Origin of the sequence: Pedobacter sp. N36a (assembly GCF_014472395.1) — a bacterium.
Lineage (GTDB): Bacteria > Bacteroidota > Bacteroidia > Sphingobacteriales > Sphingobacteriaceae > Pedobacter.
Genome location: NZ_JACSZW010000002.1, coordinates 565203 through 582934, shown reverse-complemented (window position 1 = coordinate 582934; position 17732 = coordinate 565203). Strand labels below are relative to the sequence as shown.

Here is a 17732-nt window from a genome sequence, read left to right as displayed (position 1 = left end):
GCAATTTCGATATTTTAAATAGCATGAAATACATGACCTTAAAAACGGTTTCTTTTACCTTGACTGCGCTTCTCTTTTTTCAGGGTTCCAGTACTGTGCAATTATTTGCACAATCGGCTTCGCCAATTTCAAAATCAGCAGCTGAGAAAATCCAACAAGTAGAAACTGGCCTAGTTCCCTGGGCAATGAATCAGGATTCCCGCAGTTATACTATTGCGGAGAGAATGGCGAAGTACAATGTGAATGGATTAAGTATCGTGGTCATAAAAGACTATAAAATTGATTGGGCAAAAGGTTATGGCTGGGCCAATGCGGCGGAAAAGAAGCCGGTAACTACCCACACTATATTTCAGACTGGATCGGTCAGTAAATCATTAAATGGAGTTGCTATTCTAAAGTTAGTTCAGGACAAAAAACTGGATTTATATGCAGATATCAATGACGATTTGAATACCTGGAAATTCCCATACGACTCCTTATCAAAAAACAAAAAGATTAGTATGGCCAACCTCCTGAGTCATACGGGAGGGGTTTCTGTTCATGGCTTTTATGGCTACAAAAAAGGAGAAAAAGTTCCTTCGATTTATGAGATACTTGACGGTAAAAAACCTGCAAATTCGGAGCCTGTACGTTCGATGTATGAGCCGGGAATAATGGCAGAATACTCGGGTGGGGGAATCACCATATCTCAATTGATCCTGATGGATATCACCAAAAAGAAGTATGAGGACTATTTATGGATGGAAGTATTGAAGCCCATGGGGATGACGCAGAGCTTTTTTAATCCCATTCCAGCGGAAAGCAAAAACAGTCTGCTGGCCTCCGGATATTTAGAAAACGGTAAAGAGATGGTGGAAGGGAATTACCACATTTATCCGGAGCAGGCAGCAGCTTCGCTTTGGAGCACGCCAACTGATCTGGCCAAGTATGTCATTGAAACACAATTGTCCTTAAATGGAAAATCGAATAAAGTCCTTTCTAAGGAAAGCACGAAATTAAGGCTAACTCCCTACATAGATGATGAGAGTGCTTTAGGTGTATTTATAGAGAAAAAAGGACAGGAAAAGTACTTTACCCATGGCGGTGGAACTACCGGATTTATAGATGAGTATATCGGAAGTTTTGAAAATGGAAATGGGGTAGTGGTGATGACCAATTCCGCAAACCCTGGCATTGCCAGAGAAATCTTTAATAGTGTCAGTATTGCTTATGGCTGGAAAGACTTTTATCAGCCCAGCATAAAAAAGACGATCAGGCCAACTGATGAGGTGATGAAAAAATACCTGGGCACTTATATGTGGTACGGTAAACCGGTCGAAATTGTAAATGAACAGGGTGAATTGTGGTTAAATGCTCCGGTGAAAAGTAAGCTGTATTTTACTTCTGATGTTGATTTTTATATGACCGAGAAGGCTGTGGATTATAAATTCTCCATAGATGCAAATGGTTTTGTCAATGGATTTACAGATACTAACGGTAGAAAAGTTGAGAAGACAGGATAGATTCTTTATTTTATAGCAAGGATTGCTTGTTGATGTGCTATGGTGATATTTGTTTTATGGTTCTAATTATAGCTGGGGGGCGGTAGTGCTGACTCAAACTTTACTTTCTGATAAGGAATTAATCGCTCTCTTAAAAGAAGGAAATGCTGCCGCGTATACGATGATTTACAACCGTTATTTCGACGAGCTGTACGTTCATGCTTATCAGCGATTGCGGGATAGGGAAGAGGCTCAGGAGGTGGTTCATGAGTTGTTCTCAGGCATCTAGAACGAAAGAGAGGAACTAGTAGTCAAAAGCAGTCTTGCGGCTTACCTGTATCGTGTGGCATCGTATTTGGCATTGATATGGACGAAAGTTTATGGGTACAAGGACTAGTCTCCTCGGAAAATCCACAGATCAGTTTTATTGAATTATCTGCCGAAAATACTTGGGAAGCGATAACGGTGCTCATCGATAAGAACGGCGAGTCGGTAGTTGTCTTAATTGTTTCTCGTTTGAAACATTCTGTTATGCAGAGTGTTAAGTTGGAGGTAATACGAAAGGATCTTAAATCAATAGATGTCATGGAAAAAAATCAAAAGGTTAGTGATCCGGGAGCTGCTCACCTGCCTGCTCAGGAAATAGGGTCGAAAATGGATGCTGTGGAAAAGATAGAGATGAGTTCGGAAGCTGAAGCAATTCATTTTTATAAAATTGTAAAGGAGCGTCTGCTGGATGTGAATCGATGGGCTGAATTTGCTGGTGCTGGCTCTTCCGATTTTTACCTTACTGATGCGGATGGCGTTGCAGTTCATCGTAAGGCTACTGATGGAGATCGAATTAAAATTGATATCCCCGGGCCGGGAACAAAAACTGGCAATGGATATGATTGGGTGACAATTGAAGAAATTAAGTCGGAGGTTATAGCTGATGCTGAAGTCTTAAGTATGACGGCCAGGCCCTCTGGTAATCCCTTGAATAAGGGGGAAGATACGGCACATTTTCTAACTGATCAAGCGACTTCTACTTTTCAGGTGAAGCGTATTGGCCGGACCATTTATGCTGAAGAACATGGTAGAAATGAAGTTCCTAATACTGACACGGATCATCCTTTGGATAATGTCCGTAATACTTTTGTTGGCTGGGGCGCCAAAATCGGATTTTCTTATCCACAATGGAAAGCCCTAGTTAAAGGTCTGCTGAATCATGATAGCCATTATCAGTCTAGTTAATTTAAAATCTATAATTGTTCACTTATGAAAAAGTATTGGAAAAATGTGTTGCCTGTTTGTTTGCTGATTGGAATGCAGGCCTGTACCCAGGGAGATAGAAATGGGAGAGATGAAGCAGCAACTGGGATCGTAGATTCCTTAAGCGATACGACCCTCCGGGCAAAGGCGATAACTGCCGATGTGGATGTAAATGGTAATGGTAAAATGTTCGTCTTAAACGCCTCAACAGTGGAGCTCCAGGCAATTGAAGCTGCAAATTTGGCGATGAACAAAAGCAAAGATAAACAAGTAAAGGATTTTGCGGCCAGTCTATTAAAAGATCATAAGGAGGCTAATGCTGAACTTAATCGGATTGCTAGCGCAAAAGGAATTCAATTGGCGCAAGCCATATCTGGAAAATCAGAAGAAGATTTGAAAGTGCTGAATACATTGGTTAATCGGGAATTTGATTTACAATATATTCGCATGGTGATAGATCAGCATCAGAAAGCCTTGCAGCTTTTTACCGATGGCTCAGGTTTAACTGATCCGGAATTAAAAGCATTTGCAGTTAAAGCTCTTCCATCGGTTGAACAGCATTATAAGAAGGCTTTGGAGATTGGTAAACACTTAAATATGAGTAAAATAAGTCCATAAAAAAGCTAGGATTTCCTCCTCCAAAGAATGAAATTAATCTCGAGGAGCACCAGCTTGTTGGTAAGATTAAGAAATTTGAAATGTTGGTACAATTGTAAGGATTGAAGATTTCTATCAACAGAAATTAAATAAAGTCAATGAAGTTAATTATAGATGTAGCTTATCAAAGTAATGAAGCTAAGGTGGTTGGAGGTTTTTTTGAAGACTGGTCTGATGATGTTATGTTAAAACAATCCTCAAAGATTGTTGGAAATGTACAGGAATATGTTTCTGGAGAATTTTATAAAAGAGAGCTGCCCTGTATTTTAGAATTCCTGAAGGATGTTCCTCTGGACGAAATAGAACTCCTCATCATCGACGGTTTTATTTATTTAGATGACGAAAAAAAGTATGGCTTAGACGCATACTTATATGATAGTTTAGATCAGAGAATCCCTATAATTGGGGCCGCCAAATCGAGATTCTACAGCAATACGAAGTATGTGGAGGAAGTATTTAGAGGAGAGAGTACAAAACCGTTATATGTATCTGCAATAGGAATTGAGCTGCAAGAAGCATCACTATTGATCGCCGATATGTTTGGGAAATATCGACTGCCTAACCTCATTAAACAAGTGGATACAGCAACGAAAAACACATGGATCATTCAATAATTGAAATTTCATGAAAAGAATAATTGAAAAAAATCCCGTCTTAATCTTTGTTATTCCGCTTCTCATTTTCTTTTTAATAGGATGCGCATTGCTTTATTTTGCAGCCCATACAGTTGAAATGATTCCATTTTATGGCTGGATCCTGATTGGAGCTTTTATCATCCTCCCAATGCTAGTGATATATGGGTTCGTATTTGGTTTCAGCCCTCGTAACGCTGTAGCGTCCAATAGTAACCAGTTGATTTTCAGTCCGGATGGCATTAATTTCGAAATGGTTTTATTTGATTGTTCTTGTTTCATCAAATGGAATAGTATTGATAGCATTATTTATTCAGATTCTAGAAATGAAGAATATGCTGAGTATATCATTTATGTCAATGAATTACCAGTATGCACTCAAAAGGAAAACCCCTGGTGGCTAAATAGGTTATTCCCTTACCAGCAAAAACACCATAAAATAAGTATAAAAAGTGATGCTGTAAATTTTAAAGACCTACCTGATCTGGTTGGAAAGTACTTACAATCAAAAGTTAGTTTTGAATTTAAAGACAGTAGAAAAGGGACTTTAATAGATTCGAAAACGTTCACTGAAGGGAGTACGCGTACCACAACAGAACACTGGAAGCCAGCACGTAATTATGAACCTTTTGAAATGATATTCGACAAGTATAACCGAACTGGATACATGTCCCCAGAAGAATTTGGTCAAAAATTAAACATACAAAATATTGCAGCTTAACTAAATGTCTATTTTATTGTTGCAATTCCAAAGAAGTAGAGTGAATTTCCTAATTAATGTATATTTACTAAGTCAAGAAGATTAAAATAGATAGAAGCGCTTTTAGGAAAAAGAACAAATAACCAGACTTTTTATTTCTGGTTATTTGCAGTAATAGTGATGAATGTAGTGTTATTCTAAATAAAATGCACCAAAATCATGTCAATTTATAAACCTATTATGGTGTAATTCTGAAGTTCTGCAAATGAAATGCTCGTTGTTGGCATCCCGTTAACCCAAGTACGCATGCCGTAGGTATCAAGTACATAGTCATCATGGATAGAAAATGCATATTTTTTCCCAGCCCCAGAATATAAAAGATAAGTTGTATTTGTTTTATTATAATAAAATTTCCGCATCGCGTTTTCCTCTATTCCAACCAAAGAAATCACGGGTACATCACTAGTTTCAGGAACAAAGTAGTCTCCACCTGCATAGTAATCTACGTCTATGAATGGCTTTTTTCTACCGATGTAGGACTGATAAAGTTCAGGTGAAAAACTTAACTTAGCTTGCAGCATATCGCTTGGAGTGATGTTTATAAATTCACCAAATCGGGTAAATAAGAACATTGAATACACTGCGCCTGTTGCTCCGTAGGGATCTCCAGGAGGGTATGTTGGTCTTATCCATACCATTGGCTGGTCTAATGTTGTGCGATTGATTATAGTTGTAGGATTCTTTAGATATTGTTGAATTGACCTCTTGAAATTCTCTTCCAGTACAAAATCACTAATGGGATTTAAGCCCCCTTCATGTATTCCGATTAAATTATATTTCGTGCGGTCATTTAGCGAGGTCACCCATTCTCCCAAATTGATATTAATGTCTTCAATTTTTTTAGGAACTGTAAATGCTCCTAATCCCTTATTTCCACCGATTGTCTGGATTGATAGCTTCAATTGCGTAATATTATGTTGCTCATTTGAGGATTCTCCGCTTCCATTTGCAAACCCAAAGTCGCCACCAATCTTTCCAGTAGCATCTTTTTTAACTTTAAATCCAAAAGAAGCGTTGATAGATCCATCCATTGCTTTTTCTTTATTCTCACTTGTCGTATTTCTAAAATCTGTTCCTGTGTACATTGCAGTCGCTTTTCCACCAGTATAATATTTTCCGAGTACAAAAGCACCATAATTACGAATGAATTCACCTCTTGAGCTGTTATTAACTTCGTTTAAGAAGGTTGGATTCAGATAATTCTCAATGATAGATTTTCGTACATTTATAGAGGACAATAGCGAATAAGATGAGCCTTTTACTTCAACATTTAATTCTCCAAAAACTCTATTGTTTTCATTAATTACCGAGGACGAAAATGTATTTGTCCACTTGTTTTTTGCTCCGAAACTGAAAAGTCCTAGATTAATATTGAACCCACCTGAAATAGTTTTATTTGAATTGGTTTTTTGTTCATATCGATCGAAGGAAGCGAAGGATGAACTTGTCGCTGTAACAATATCGATGTTCAAAGGGGTGTAATAATCTGGATGTTCTTGTAACAATCTTTCAATTTCTATTACTTTGAAACTTACGTTTTCCGGTTCTACGATAATACTTCCGTCGCCACGATAAGATCTGCCTAAGTAATATTCTGGCTGCAACGGTGCTGGAAGTGAAAGGGATTGAGCAGATGCTAACCTGCCGGAGTTTAGTTCTTTGGAACTTAGAATAATTTTTCCGGTCCCAGTACGCTTAGACATCAACTCCTTATCTTTGAATAGTTTAGAGTTGTTAGTCTCTGGACTGAGAACGTCCTTGCTACAGGAAGAGAATGCAAGCAGGGTAATGATTAAGAACTTGGTTGAAATTTTCATTTTTAAGAGTGTTATAATATTTTAGTTAATTCAAGTTGATCAGTGTTATCGGGATTTTCTATATTTCTGACGATGTGAAGCTTGTTCTTTCCAGCAGATTCGATTAACCAATAACCCGCTAATATGTTATTGTAGCCATGATCGATAAACAAAGATTTATTATCTGCTTTATATTCAAAACTAGCGGTTTCACGTTCTTTTAAATTTGTTTTACGATAGGTGTATGAACCAGTTCCATTGGTTCCGAAGGTAATATTGACATCATATACATCAATATTATTATTGGATTTTTGTTTCAAATTTCCGTTCCAAGAACTGTTAGTTAATGTTTCAGCATGAAAATTTTCAGCTGATTCGGATTTCTTTTTACAAGCTGTGGTTGTAGAAGCTAGGAGTGTAATTAAAAGAAGTAGTGTTTTTGTTTTCATGGATTTTATTTATTAAACCTTACTGGTTGCTTTGTTTTCTTTAAAAGAATTTATATCTAAAATGACGACTTGCGTAGATAATGAGTGAATTTCAATCTCTTAAGATTTTTGTTAGCCTAAACTAATGATTTCTCTTAATTTAAGAATCATTTAAAGTATAAATATTGATTATGGGGTAAATATAGTTTATATATATGTCAATTTTAGAACTTTATTATCAACAATAGAATATTTGATCTGTGGAGTTGCTACATTTGAACAGACAGTAAGTTAAGAGAATTCATAACTTAACAGAAATTATGTCACGAGAAAGAAAAGCGTATCCCAAAGAGTTCAAGCTGATGAGTGTTGAACTGAGTAATAGCCGTAACGATTTGACAGCCCTAGCCAAAGAGTTGGATATCAAAGTCTCTTTATTGTATCGCTGGAGGAAGGAGTTTTCAGATAAACAGAGCACTAGTTTTCCAGGGAATGGGAAAGTAATACTAACCGAAACCGAACAAAAGTTAGCGCGATTGGAAAAAGAGCGTCGTGAAACACAAATGGAGCGCGATATCTTAAAAAAGGCCATCAGCATTTTCTCCAGGAACGATAGCAAATATTCAGGTTCATAATGAATCACAGTACGTTATTTCCTGTTGGGAAAATGTGTTTAGTATTGAAGGTGAGTCGGGGTAGTTTTTACACCTGGTTGAAAAATGCTCCCTCAAGCAGAAAAATTGAAAATCAAATGCTTGAAACCGAGATTCTTCAGGCTTTTGAAAATAGTAAAAAAATATATGGAAGTCCCCGGATCACTGAAGAACTTAATAAAAAGAACATAAAAGTGTCCAGACCAAGGGTTGCCAGAATGATGAGAAGAGCCAATTTGAGAAGTATCGTGAAGAAAAAGTTCAAAGTCACCACCGATTCCAATCATAAGTTCCCAGTACCGGAAATTAAGTTGGACCGTGATTTTAAGCCTGGAACATTAGGAGTAGTTTGGGTATCAGACATCACCTACATTAAAACAAAGCAGGGCTGGCTCTATTTGACCACCGTTATAGATCTGGGTGACAGAAAAGTGATCGGCTGGGCATTGAGCACAACAATGAAGGCCATAGATACTACAATACCAGCATTTAAAATGGCTCAAAAAAACAGGCCTATTACCCAGGAGCTTATTTTTCACTCTGATCGCGGGGTTCAGTATGCCTGTAATGAATTTAGGAGTGTATTGGATAATTCATCCCCGTCTTCAAAGAATCTAGCGTCGTTAAATCCCTTAAATACTGTCCCTATTTCAGAATCAATCACCCATTATTTTGTTGAAGATTCCTTTACTTTAAATTCACCTTCGACATTCTGAGCAACAGATTTAAAGCTAGTCAGCAAAATAGATGCTGCTATAAATATTATTATTCTTTTATTTTTCATTTGATTATTAGCGTTTGGTATGGGCTTTTCTCAATTGCTTCACGAACACTAAACAGCCCCTTATCAATTGCCTCACAAACACCAGATAGATTAGCTTGCGGGGCTTGGCCTTGATATTGGCATATTTGCGCTCGAAGCTGTCAATCAGCGTTTGATTACCTGGCACTAATTTTTCAATAATACTATCCCGCTATTTGTGGCTTCACATTTCTGTCCAAACACGTATCATTCTATTTTATTTACAACCTCACCTTTGATACGAATTAAGATTGGGTCTTTTTCTGTTGAAAGAGATACAATTATGGTTTTATTAAAAGGTAATGGACTTTTGGCATCGTATGTAATTACAACTTTTCCAAGTTGATCTGGCAATACAGGCTTCTGACTATATTCAGGAACCGTACATCCACATGATGTCGTAACATTCTTAATTACTGCCGGTTGTTTACCGGTGTTCTTGAACTTAAATATATGCTTCACTGGAATGCCTTGCTTTATCTTTCCAAAATCAAAAGATATCTCATCAAATTTCAAAGCGGAATTTTCCTGAGCATACATTGAAATTGTAAGGATGGATAAAATAACAAACAAAATTAACACACTTTTCTTTTTCATACTATTTTGTAAAGCTGAATTTGTTTTCTTGAATTGTAAGAACTTTAATCTTACCATCTTTAACTGTTACCTCATCAGATTCGGTATCTTTATCCCGTATTACGCCAATCATAGTTGTTGATTTTGGATAGTCTCAGTAATTCCGAATGGCATATCTTGAGCATCAACATTTGGAAGACTATAAATTAAAAGAACAACAAATAGAATGATTTTTCTCATAATCTATTTTTTACATTTTTGAATACACCTCTCTTTAAAAACTGGTCCGTAATTTCTTCTGGAAATAAGGTTCCTGGAATTAGTTCGTTGGTATATTGGACTAGACTGTTGTAAATGCTTTCGTCAATGAAAAAAGACTGATAGTTTCTCTTACAGAAAAGATAACAACTTCTATCAATCATAAAAAGACCAAAATCACCATTATTAAATTGATACGAACTAGCCCTAAAAGCTTCGGTGGGTTGATATTCAAAATTAGAAGTATCTACCCATAAATGTAAATATATCCAACATTCCCATTGATCGGGGAACTTATTTAAGATTTCGGAAAATTTATAATATGCATACTGCATTAAACTTCTACATTCTACTAAACGGTGTTCCTTTTTTTTGGGGAAAACGGGATCAATAAAATACATGCAATTTTCATGTTTTTTATTTCTATAATTAACAACTCCAATCATAGGGACTTCGCATAGGTAAGATAAAATTGCCGCACCAGACCTAACAGAAATTTGCCGATCAAAGAAATTAATATTTGACATATTACGTTTTTCAGCAATTCTTTCCCCAGATCCAATATTACCATCTATGTAAATTAACAAATGTTTCCCGTTTTTTAACGCTCTAATCATTTTCAACAAAGATGTTGATTCGTCAGCTTCAATATAGCTCAACTCCAATTCCCCATAATTTTGCTTTTGGAATTCAGCCATTTCCAAGAAATCACCCAGGTGTTCATCAAGCGTTTTCTTTGATGCTATAAATGAATATTTGATCTTATTATAAGCCAAGAAATGATTTGTTAACTGCATAGATCCAATATGAAATGTATAAATTATGGATGGAACATTAAATAAGAGGCTGGTTATATTTCCAGTCTTATTTTCGTAGTGAACATGCTCTAAAATGCTTCTATATTTGCCATCAAGCACACTTTTGTCTTTATTCAAAAGAATGTTTTTTAATACTCTTTCATGCTGTTCGCCTGATATTTTTGGTAAAAAATTACCCAAATTAGCACTTGTTAAACACAAAGTTCTTCTTAACATCTCACTAACTTTTATAGTAAGATTTTCTGATTTGGTTGTTAAATTTTCCAATGCTTTCGTGTATTCTTCTAAATTCATCTTGGAGGAGAAAAGGATTAAACAAAAACTCTATTCAATAAATTATCCCTTACAAATCTTATTATGGATATTATATGGAGCCACATGAAGAAAACCACTACCGACATAATCGTTGTATTGATAAAAAAATCAAAAATGATTTTTTGTTCCATATCCCAAAATCCAGAATGGATGTGTTCGATAAGTTGTGGTATAATATTTTTCAGATACTGATAAACCTCAAAATAAACATATAGCCAAAACAAAGACTGGAATAGTGAATAAACTAATATTATACCTCCTTTTTCCTGTAGAGATTTAATACAAATCAAAGGAGATTTAATAAATTGAATGATCATTCTTCTTGCTTTACTTGTCAAATTAGGTATGTTCAAAGAGTCGCTGAGTATCCAATACCCATCATATTTAAAAAACGGGTTTAAGGAAAACAACATACTTAACGTATTTGCTATGATAAGATTAAATACCAAACCAGCAGTATCATTTAGAAAAAAAAGGCCAATAAGTATCATGTTAATTAAAGATTGATAATAAATACCGCCCAAATTAACAATATTCCTCTTAGCCTTATTAAGTTGCCAAATTTCAGAGACGTTGGTATAGAGTACCGGGAAAATGAAGTAAAAGCCAAGGCCAATCTCTTTTGGTTGTAATTTGAAATAAGTGGTAGCACCTGCATGACCTAACTCATGAATAAAAATGAAAACAAAAAACAAAAAATATGTAAGTAACGCATTACTAAAAGTTAAATGCTCATGGGAGGCAACGGCTAAGGAATTAATACTTAAAAGGTCATTATATATAAAAAAATACATTGTAGAAAAAAATGAAAATAACATTAGAATTAGAAAAACATATTTTCCAAAAAGTGCTGATGAATATTTAAAAAAAGACTTTAATGCCCCCTCCTTAATTATTGTACATTTATAATGTAAAAAATCATAGATCTTTTTATCTCCATCAGCTTTATCTAATTTATTAGAAACTGTATCTAAGACCTTTCTAATAAATTCAGTGTTATATTGTGGCTCATTATATTTTTCCATCAAATAAAATTGCACATCATGAATATTTTGCTTCTCGTTGTATTTATCCAACAAATCATAGAGTACTTTGCTTAAAATAAATGCACTATCATCGCTTATCAGCAAATATCTATTAGTATCTAAATCAGCATGGAGAGTATATGAAAACATATATATATATTAGAATATTTAAAAGAGCCATCTAAAAGATGGCTCCCAGATTAATTTACGTTTCGAATGTACAAGACACTTCACAACCAAAACCCCTAACCGTAATGGTGGTCCTTTTTAAGACAGCTAACTCTAATCTTGGTTCTAATTCTTCCATCGAAATGGCGTTCAAAAACAAATCATAATTTACATTTTTCATGTTTTTAATTTTAAATTGATTCCCTACTCTATAAGGTTTTCAGGCTTCCCTTTCATTCTGTTGGCCATTAGAATATTTTTATATCATCATATTGATGGTAATTTTTTAGTTAAAAAACCGGGCTAAGTAAATAACCCATTTTCCTTAATTCATCAAAAATATTGTTGTTTGGATACATTACACTATTTAGATTAACAGTAACAATTATATTCCCTGTTTTAAATGCCTTGTCCAAACGCTCAGTCAGTAGGCGAATTCTATTTTCAAATCCTGACACGGCTGCAGGTTTCAGATTTAAGTAACTGCTTTTGTTATACAATTTTTCGAGTTCATGCAAATTTTCCTTCAAATAAAGCGCAGCCTTTATTTGGACATCCTGTTTTATTTGATCTTCGTTATCAATGATATTTTTAATTTCTGAAATGTAATAAGCTGTTCCGGATTTTTTCGAAATATTAAATAGTTCTTCAAAGCGGGTTAATCCTTTTGTTGGATATGCATGTTGTTCGGCATATGCCAAAAATATTTGCTGTGTTAGATTAACATTATTGCACTCTGGTGTGATGCGACGTGCCAACCAGTTATAAATTACAGCAGGGTGATAATGATTGATTTTCTTCTCATCATAAGTATCTCCTAATTTTAATTTGGTTTTCAGATAATACTTTGCTGGTAAAATATTCCTTAACGATTCGTCAGAATTTTCTATTTTTAATATTTTCTCCATTACTTCATTTGTTGTTTGATCCGTTTCTGTATAGTAAGTATCCAGTTTATCAGCCAGTTTAGTCATTTTCCCTAATAAGCTTGGGCTGGTTTCACATAAATCGGCCATAGTAAATGCAATATATGAGCTGCCGTTTATTCCATTTTTCGATACTTTCCAGAGCAAAGAGTTGCTTTTTCCATCAAATTTTTGGGCATTTGTTTGATTATATAGCCCAATAAGTGCTAATACCATAATACTTGTTATTTTTACCATGTTTCTATTATATATAAATTAAATTCAAACACTACTACATACGCTTTTCATATTCTTCAACCTTATCATTTTTTAAATGAATTGTCTTTTCCTTTTTTCCGCCAAAGCTATAATTCAATCCGACAGTAATAAACCGGCTTTCAACCTTGTTTTTAGCATCAATAAATACACCTTTATAATTGGTAGTTTGCTTTGTAGAATTAGAATTAAAGACGTCGCTTACATTTGCACTTAGAACGAATTTATTATTAGAGAAAGATTTTTTAGCACCGACGTTTATCACAGAAACACCTTTTGTTTGATTAATACCTGAAGCATAAGGGCCTCTAGAAAAGGTGCTTAACTCTATCATAAAATTATTATTAAAATTAAAACTAAAATCCAGTTGACCTAAGTACGACCAAGTTTTATTCGATGTAAGTGTTTGTTTTTCGGTAGTGTTATAATTATAAAATCCGTATCCTCCACTGAAATTTACACTCCACCACTTAAAAAATCGATAGGGTACATTAGCGTACATATAAAACAGGTTAGCACCTGGTAAATTTTCATATGTCGAAATAATCTGATTAGTTCCCATGGGGATTAATACTGGTGCAATAACTCCAACTGTTTTTGTATAACTTACCCCAAAAACAAATACCTTTTTGTAGCTATAAAACAGTTCCATATCGTGATTAATTTGCGGACTTAAATTGGCATTACCCATAGTAGAAAAATATGGGTTAACATAGTTTTTAAAGGGATTAATTACGCCAAAACCAAATCGATCAATATTTTTTCTATAATTTACTGAAAGAGAGCTTTGTTGAGATTATACGTATTCTAAGCCGAGTGATGGAAATAGATAAAAGAAAGACCGTCTATTTTTTAGATCCTGAGACAGGAGATTACTTTCTAAAATGGTATTTTCTATTCTAGTACCAAAGTTCATATCAACTTTATTTAATAAGGTTGTATTCCAATTTAAATACGCGGAATAGATATTTTCTTTAAAAAGAAACCGATAGGTTCTGATTTGGTCAATTTGCCATTCTTCATTTATGTTGTTCTCCCACACCGGATTATTTTTATTAATAGTTTGCTGTAGTTTTAGACCAGATTCTAATTTGCCGTTCACTAATGGCTGAACATAGTCAATGCTGTATATCTGTGTGAAAACTTTGGTTGGCTGAGTGCTTCTAATTTTTCCTATTTTTGATAAATTATCAACAATTTTAATTTCATCATTCCACATCTTACTTTGCTGGAAAACATCAACGTTGATATTCAATTTTTTTCCTAAGGAATCTATTGTCAATTCTAAGAAGCTGTTTAGATAAGGATTTGAAAGTGTTGATGCACTAATTGTCTTTACATTTGCAGTGCTTAGAGATAGATTATTTTGTAGATTTTCAGAAATGTTATCCCTGTCGCCATTGCCATTATTTATAAGTGTCCTGAACTGGCCTCCAATTTTCAATCTGGAATTTAAATTATAATCAATACCTACTCTAAGTGTGTGTATATTCCGTTTTCGAATAGCATATTCATTTTGTATAACACTAGAACTATTATTAAAAGTAGACTTACTATAATCTTCGTAATACATTTTGCTCCGCATAAAATCATACGACAAATAAGTGTTCATCTTAGATTCTCCATAATTCAAGTTAAGGCCCTTATTCCCTTTAAAAAACTTACCAGATCCTAATGTCAAACCTAAAGACCCACTTAGACCATTTTTATCATTTTTCTTTAAAATAATATTGATTACAACCCCTCCATCACTATCGTATTTAGCTGAAGGATTTGGGATAATTTCGACTTTTTCAATCTGGTTTGAAGTTAGGGCATTTAAGTAGTTTTTTAAATCTGTTCCTGTTAAATTTGAGGGTCGGCCATTGATTAAAACGGCAATCGTTTTTGCTCTAAAACTTAATCTTTCGTTTTGTTCCGACATACCTGGCGCTCTAAGAATCACATCATAGGCCGTACTTCCTGCCGAAAGTGAGCTATTTTGTACATTAAGCGTAATTTTTCCTTTTGAAAAAGTGAGAAATGGAGTTTCTTTTTGAGCGGTAATATTAACTGTATTTAAGCCGTAGGCAGATTCTTCTAAACCAATATTAATATCCTGTTGATTACTTTTCAGGATAATCGTATCTGTTTGATCTTTAAATCCAATAAATGCAACCTTGATTACATAAGTGCCAAATTGAATTTTTTTACTCTTGAAGACTCCTATCGTATCGGTCTTCATTTTATCTAGAGGAACTCCATCCAAAGTTTCGATAGTTACTATTGCACCTGGTAAAATTTTCTTAGACACTTTGTGCCTAACAATTCCACTTATACAGGAATCAGTCTTTTGTGAGAATGCCAGGTTAGATACTATCATAAAATAAAACAATAGGTATAATATTTTCAAGATAATTCATAATAATAAATTGTAAACAACTTCCCTTCCTTGTTTACAAGGTTAGGGTATAATAGGTTTTAATCTAAGCTTAATACTATTCTACAGCTATGTTTCGCTGCATTTTTTTTATTCTATTACTTTCGTAACGTATTCGACGGAATTTACTATTAGAATTAAAATGATTAGCTATAATAGGTTGTGTTTTTAAGAAACATGTATAAAAAAAATGTCGATCCTAGTGATCTGAAGATTATTTCATCGAAACAAATCATTGGTATAAATATAGTGGATGATATTATGTTGAAACAACTTATATATTGTTTATATAATCTGTGTTATGCTTAGTTTAAACAAAATATATTTTAAATGCAATCTGATTAGTTTCAACAAAAAAAGCAGTTGGATTTGATCTGATGATCCAATGGTCAAAATCTAAAATTTCCCAACAAAATCAGACAAATCTGTTGCTAAAGTGTGGATTATGAGTAGGACTATAGCGAGAGCCGGGTGTCAACATTTAAGGAATTAAATCACTTAAGCGCCCTCCTATGAATAATGAGAAAATGTTTCATGCCCTTAAAAATAAAATCTTCATGAAAAGAATTGAAAAGGGATTCAGTCAACAATACATGGCCATTCAATTAAACATCTCACAAAATGTTTACTCTATAAATGAAAGGAACATTAAAGCTGTCAGTTTGGAAAGGCTCGTGAAAATCTGTTATATTGTTTTTTCATGTAGAAGAGCATACTGAAATTCGTTTTCATAATCAACTGATTTAAGGTTAAACAAATGTAGCTTTGTAATTCATGGACGTCAAGTCGTTTAATGAATGAACTTTCTGTATATCAGAATGTTAACTCGTTTATTCGGTGAGTCGGGGGAACTTCAATTTACTTCCGGGTAGAGCGGTTCGTTACCTCCCCGCACCCCCACAGACCCGTGCGAGCATCTTTCTTGCACACGGTTCCTCTATTTACGGTTTTGCTACAAATAGGTGTGTACGATCTTGGGTCTTATTAATGGCTGCCATTGCTCTACAAGTTTGATGATCCTTTCCCATGTCCATATTCGTTTTCCACCTCTACGGTTCAACCATTTCTGAAGTATACGCTTAGTCCCTTGATAATAAGATCTGATCTTCCTGAGATTGAATGTGATGCCATAGTACCCATAATAGCCCCGCAATTTTAGGTTGAGTTCATAGATAATCTCTTTTACAGACATCTTATCCCGATTCTTTTTGATCCAATCATCCATCCTTATTAGTGCCGCATTTAGCTTTTTACTGCTTGTTTTACGCATTAGCACCAGATTCCCTTTTCTACTTTTACCCATGTAATGTGTAAAGCCTAGAAACTCAAAAGTCCTGTTTGATTGCGCTTTTTTAGTATTTGCGCCAAGATCTATTAATCTGGTCTTTTCAGGATGTAATGTTAATCCAAATTTACCTAAGCGCTTAGGTAGCACTTCCATCATCCGCATTGCATCTTCTCTATTGGTAAATCCTAACAGATAATCATCAGCAAAACGTATGATAAAGCTTTTTCCTTTGAGCAGAGGTTGAATTTGTTCTTTGAACCACTCGTCCAATACATAGTGTAGGAAGATGTTGCTGATCAGCGGGGAAATTGCTCCGCCTTGCGGCGTTCCTTCCCGCGGATAGCTCAGCTGCCCTTTGTCCATTATGCCTGCTTTGAGCCATTTATCGATCATTTTTCTGATCACGCCATCTTTTATCCTGCGGTCAAGGAAAGTCCTTAGGCTTTGGTGATCTATACTACCAAAGTAATTTTGGAGATCTGCGTCTATTACATAGCGCATCCCTTTAAAACTAGCTTCTTTAAATAAAGATTCCAATGCCTGATGTTGCGATTTTCCTGGTCTGAACCCATAAGAGCAGGGGAGGAATAGTTGTTCATACACCGGGGTCAGAATCCTGGTTATTGCTGTTTGCAATAGCTTATCTTCTACTGTGGTCAAACCCAATGGGCGTAACTTTCCATCTCCTTTAGGTATATATACTCTGCGGATATGAGGTGCCCTGTATTTTCCACTCTTGAATTCTGCCAGCAACTGTGGTATTCTTTCTCCTTTCTGTGTTTGATAATCCTTCCATGTCTGACCATCGATGCCGCTTGCACCCTTTTTATTCAGGGAGGCAAAACAGGCTTCCAATAGCCCTACATCTACCATTTCATGCAGGTTCGTTAAGGCTTCCTCAGGATATTTCCTTGCCCTTTCCGCTATCTGCATTTCTACTGTTAACAATTGTTTCATGTCTCTGGTACACTCCTTGTTTCTAAAATGCAGCTCCGTAATATAGGTACCTCCCTTCCTTACTCAGTGGCTTTCATGGAGTTGATTTCCCACCTTTCTATCAGTACTATGAAGATACTAAGACTGCCTTCGCTCTTTTCCATTCCTTCGGTTTCCCTCGGTCAGGATACCATTCGATATCGCCTTTTCTTATGTGCCTGTCAGGGTGGCGATATGTACCCTGTAGGCTAGGATGGTTCTGATCCGGTCATCCTTATTTCCGCTTTT

At 35.1% G+C, this 17732-nt stretch carries 15 protein-coding genes and 1 pseudogene; 8 read left to right on the top strand and 8 right to left on the bottom strand.

Annotation, left to right across the window (positions count from 1 at the left end):
- Positions 1–23: 23 nt before the first annotated feature.
- From H9X96_RS06240 to H9X96_RS06215, 6 genes are all read left to right on the top strand, one after another.
- A complete protein-coding gene (locus H9X96_RS06240; RefSeq protein ID WP_187665446.1) occupies positions 24–1502 on the top strand; it encodes a serine hydrolase in 1479 nt (492 codons plus the stop codon).
- 85 nt (positions 1503–1587) lie between these two features.
- A complete protein-coding gene (locus H9X96_RS06235) occupies positions 1588–1770 on the top strand; it encodes an RNA polymerase sigma factor (protein WP_187665445.1) in 183 nt (60 codons plus the stop codon).
- 77 nt (positions 1771–1847) lie between these two features.
- The gene (locus H9X96_RS06230; protein ID WP_255431019.1) at positions 1848–2714 is read left to right on the top strand and encodes a hypothetical protein; all 867 of its coding nucleotides are present in this window, start codon (positions 1848–1850) and stop codon (positions 2712–2714) included.
- Between the two features lie 24 nt (positions 2715–2738).
- On the top strand, positions 2739–3350 hold the full coding sequence (locus tag H9X96_RS06225) for a DUF4142 domain-containing protein (protein ID WP_187665444.1): 612 nt from the start codon (positions 2739–2741) through the stop codon (positions 3348–3350).
- A gap of 137 nt (positions 3351–3487) precedes the next feature.
- Entirely contained in the window at positions 3488–4003 is a 516-nt protein-coding gene (locus H9X96_RS06220) for an endonuclease V (protein WP_187665443.1), read from the top strand.
- A 10-nt stretch (positions 4004–4013) separates the two neighbouring features.
- The gene (locus H9X96_RS06215; RefSeq protein ID WP_187665442.1) at positions 4014–4742 is read left to right on the top strand and encodes a hypothetical protein; all 729 of its coding nucleotides are present in this window, start codon (positions 4014–4016) and stop codon (positions 4740–4742) included.
- Between the two features lie 206 nt (positions 4743–4948).
- Here H9X96_RS06215 and H9X96_RS06210 read toward each other — a convergent pair whose 3' ends face one another.
- Complete coding sequence (locus H9X96_RS06210) at positions 4949–6598, bottom strand: MAC/perforin domain-containing protein (protein ID WP_187665441.1); 1650 nt, start codon at positions 6596–6598, stop codon at positions 4949–4951.
- A gap of 11 nt (positions 6599–6609) precedes the next feature.
- A complete protein-coding gene (locus H9X96_RS06205) occupies positions 6610–7026 on the bottom strand; it encodes a hypothetical protein (protein WP_187665440.1) in 417 nt (138 codons plus the stop codon).
- 299 nt (positions 7027–7325) lie between these two features.
- Here H9X96_RS06205 and H9X96_RS06200 point away from each other — a divergent pair, with 299 nt between their 5' ends.
- Positions 7326–7640 (top strand): transposase, encoded by a 315-nt coding sequence (locus tag H9X96_RS06200; protein ID WP_187665439.1) that lies wholly within the window; start codon positions 7326–7328, stop codon positions 7638–7640.
- A complete protein-coding gene (locus H9X96_RS06195; protein ID WP_187665438.1) occupies positions 7640–8374 on the top strand; it encodes an IS3 family transposase in 735 nt (244 codons plus the stop codon). Before H9X96_RS06200 ends, H9X96_RS06195 begins: the two co-directional genes overlap by 1 nt.
- Positions 8375–8667: 293 nt before the next feature.
- Here H9X96_RS06195 and H9X96_RS06190 read toward each other — a convergent pair whose 3' ends face one another.
- From H9X96_RS06190 to ltrA, 6 genes and pseudogenes are all read right to left on the bottom strand, one after another.
- Positions 8668–9057: a DUF1573 domain-containing protein gene (locus tag H9X96_RS06190; RefSeq protein ID WP_187665437.1), complete on the bottom strand. Its 390-nt coding sequence runs from the start codon at positions 9055–9057 to the stop codon at positions 8668–8670.
- Positions 9058–9272: 215 nt separating this feature from the next.
- Complete coding sequence (locus H9X96_RS06185; protein ID WP_187665436.1) at positions 9273–10406, bottom strand: hypothetical protein; 1134 nt, start codon at positions 10404–10406, stop codon at positions 9273–9275.
- A gap of 17 nt (positions 10407–10423) precedes the next feature.
- The gene (locus H9X96_RS06180; protein WP_187665435.1) at positions 10424–11602 is read right to left on the bottom strand and encodes a hypothetical protein; all 1179 of its coding nucleotides are present in this window, start codon (positions 11600–11602) and stop codon (positions 10424–10426) included.
- A gap of 308 nt (positions 11603–11910) precedes the next feature.
- Positions 11911–12783, bottom strand: a complete 873-nt coding sequence (locus tag H9X96_RS06175; RefSeq protein WP_187665434.1) for a TraB/GumN family protein — start codon at positions 12781–12783, stop codon at positions 11911–11913.
- 34 nt (positions 12784–12817) lie between these two features.
- Positions 12818–15163: pseudogene (locus tag H9X96_RS06165) on the bottom strand (outer membrane beta-barrel protein).
- Between the two features lie 1009 nt (positions 15164–16172).
- Entirely contained in the window at positions 16173–17465 is a 1293-nt protein-coding gene (gene ltrA / locus H9X96_RS06160) for a group II intron reverse transcriptase/maturase (protein ID WP_187665432.1), read from the bottom strand.
- Between the last annotated feature and the right edge of the window lie 267 nt (positions 17466–17732).

What these genes read in the sequence shown, in the direction of transcription:
- H9X96_RS06240 (WP_187665446.1), top strand. Translation starts at nt 24, where the DNA reads ATGAAATACATGACCTTAAAAACGGTTTCTTTTACCTTGACTGCGCTT.
- H9X96_RS06230 (WP_255431019.1), top strand. Translation starts at nt 1,848, where the DNA reads ATGGACGAAAGTTTATGGGTACAAGGACTAGTCTCCTCGGAAAATCCA.
- H9X96_RS06225 (WP_187665444.1), top strand. Translation starts at nt 2,739, where the DNA reads ATGAAAAAGTATTGGAAAAATGTGTTGCCTGTTTGTTTGCTGATTGGA.
- H9X96_RS06220 (WP_187665443.1), top strand. Translation starts at nt 3,488, where the DNA reads ATGAAGTTAATTATAGATGTAGCTTATCAAAGTAATGAAGCTAAGGTG.
- H9X96_RS06215 (WP_187665442.1), top strand. Translation starts at nt 4,014, where the DNA reads ATGAAAAGAATAATTGAAAAAAATCCCGTCTTAATCTTTGTTATTCCG.
- H9X96_RS06210 (WP_187665441.1), bottom strand. Translation starts at nt 6,598, where the DNA reads ATGAAAATTTCAACCAAGTTCTTAATCATTACCCTGCTTGCATTCTCT.
- H9X96_RS06205 (WP_187665440.1), bottom strand. Translation starts at nt 7,026, where the DNA reads ATGAAAACAAAAACACTACTTCTTTTAATTACACTCCTAGCTTCTACA.
- H9X96_RS06200 (WP_187665439.1), top strand. Translation starts at nt 7,326, where the DNA reads ATGTCACGAGAAAGAAAAGCGTATCCCAAAGAGTTCAAGCTGATGAGT.
- H9X96_RS06195 (WP_187665438.1), top strand. Translation starts at nt 7,640, where the DNA reads ATGAATCACAGTACGTTATTTCCTGTTGGGAAAATGTGTTTAGTATTG.
- H9X96_RS06190 (WP_187665437.1), bottom strand. Translation starts at nt 9,057, where the DNA reads ATGAAAAAGAAAAGTGTGTTAATTTTGTTTGTTATTTTATCCATCCTT.
- H9X96_RS06185 (WP_187665436.1), bottom strand. Translation starts at nt 10,406, where the DNA reads ATGAATTTAGAAGAATACACGAAAGCATTGGAAAATTTAACAACCAAA.
- H9X96_RS06180 (WP_187665435.1), bottom strand. Translation starts at nt 11,602, where the DNA reads ATGTTTTCATATACTCTCCATGCTGATTTAGATACTAATAGATATTTG.
- H9X96_RS06175 (WP_187665434.1), bottom strand. Translation starts at nt 12,783, where the DNA reads ATGGTAAAAATAACAAGTATTATGGTATTAGCACTTATTGGGCTATAT.
- ltrA (WP_187665432.1), bottom strand. Translation starts at nt 17,465, where the DNA reads ATGAAACAATTGTTAACAGTAGAAATGCAGATAGCGGAAAGGGCAAGG.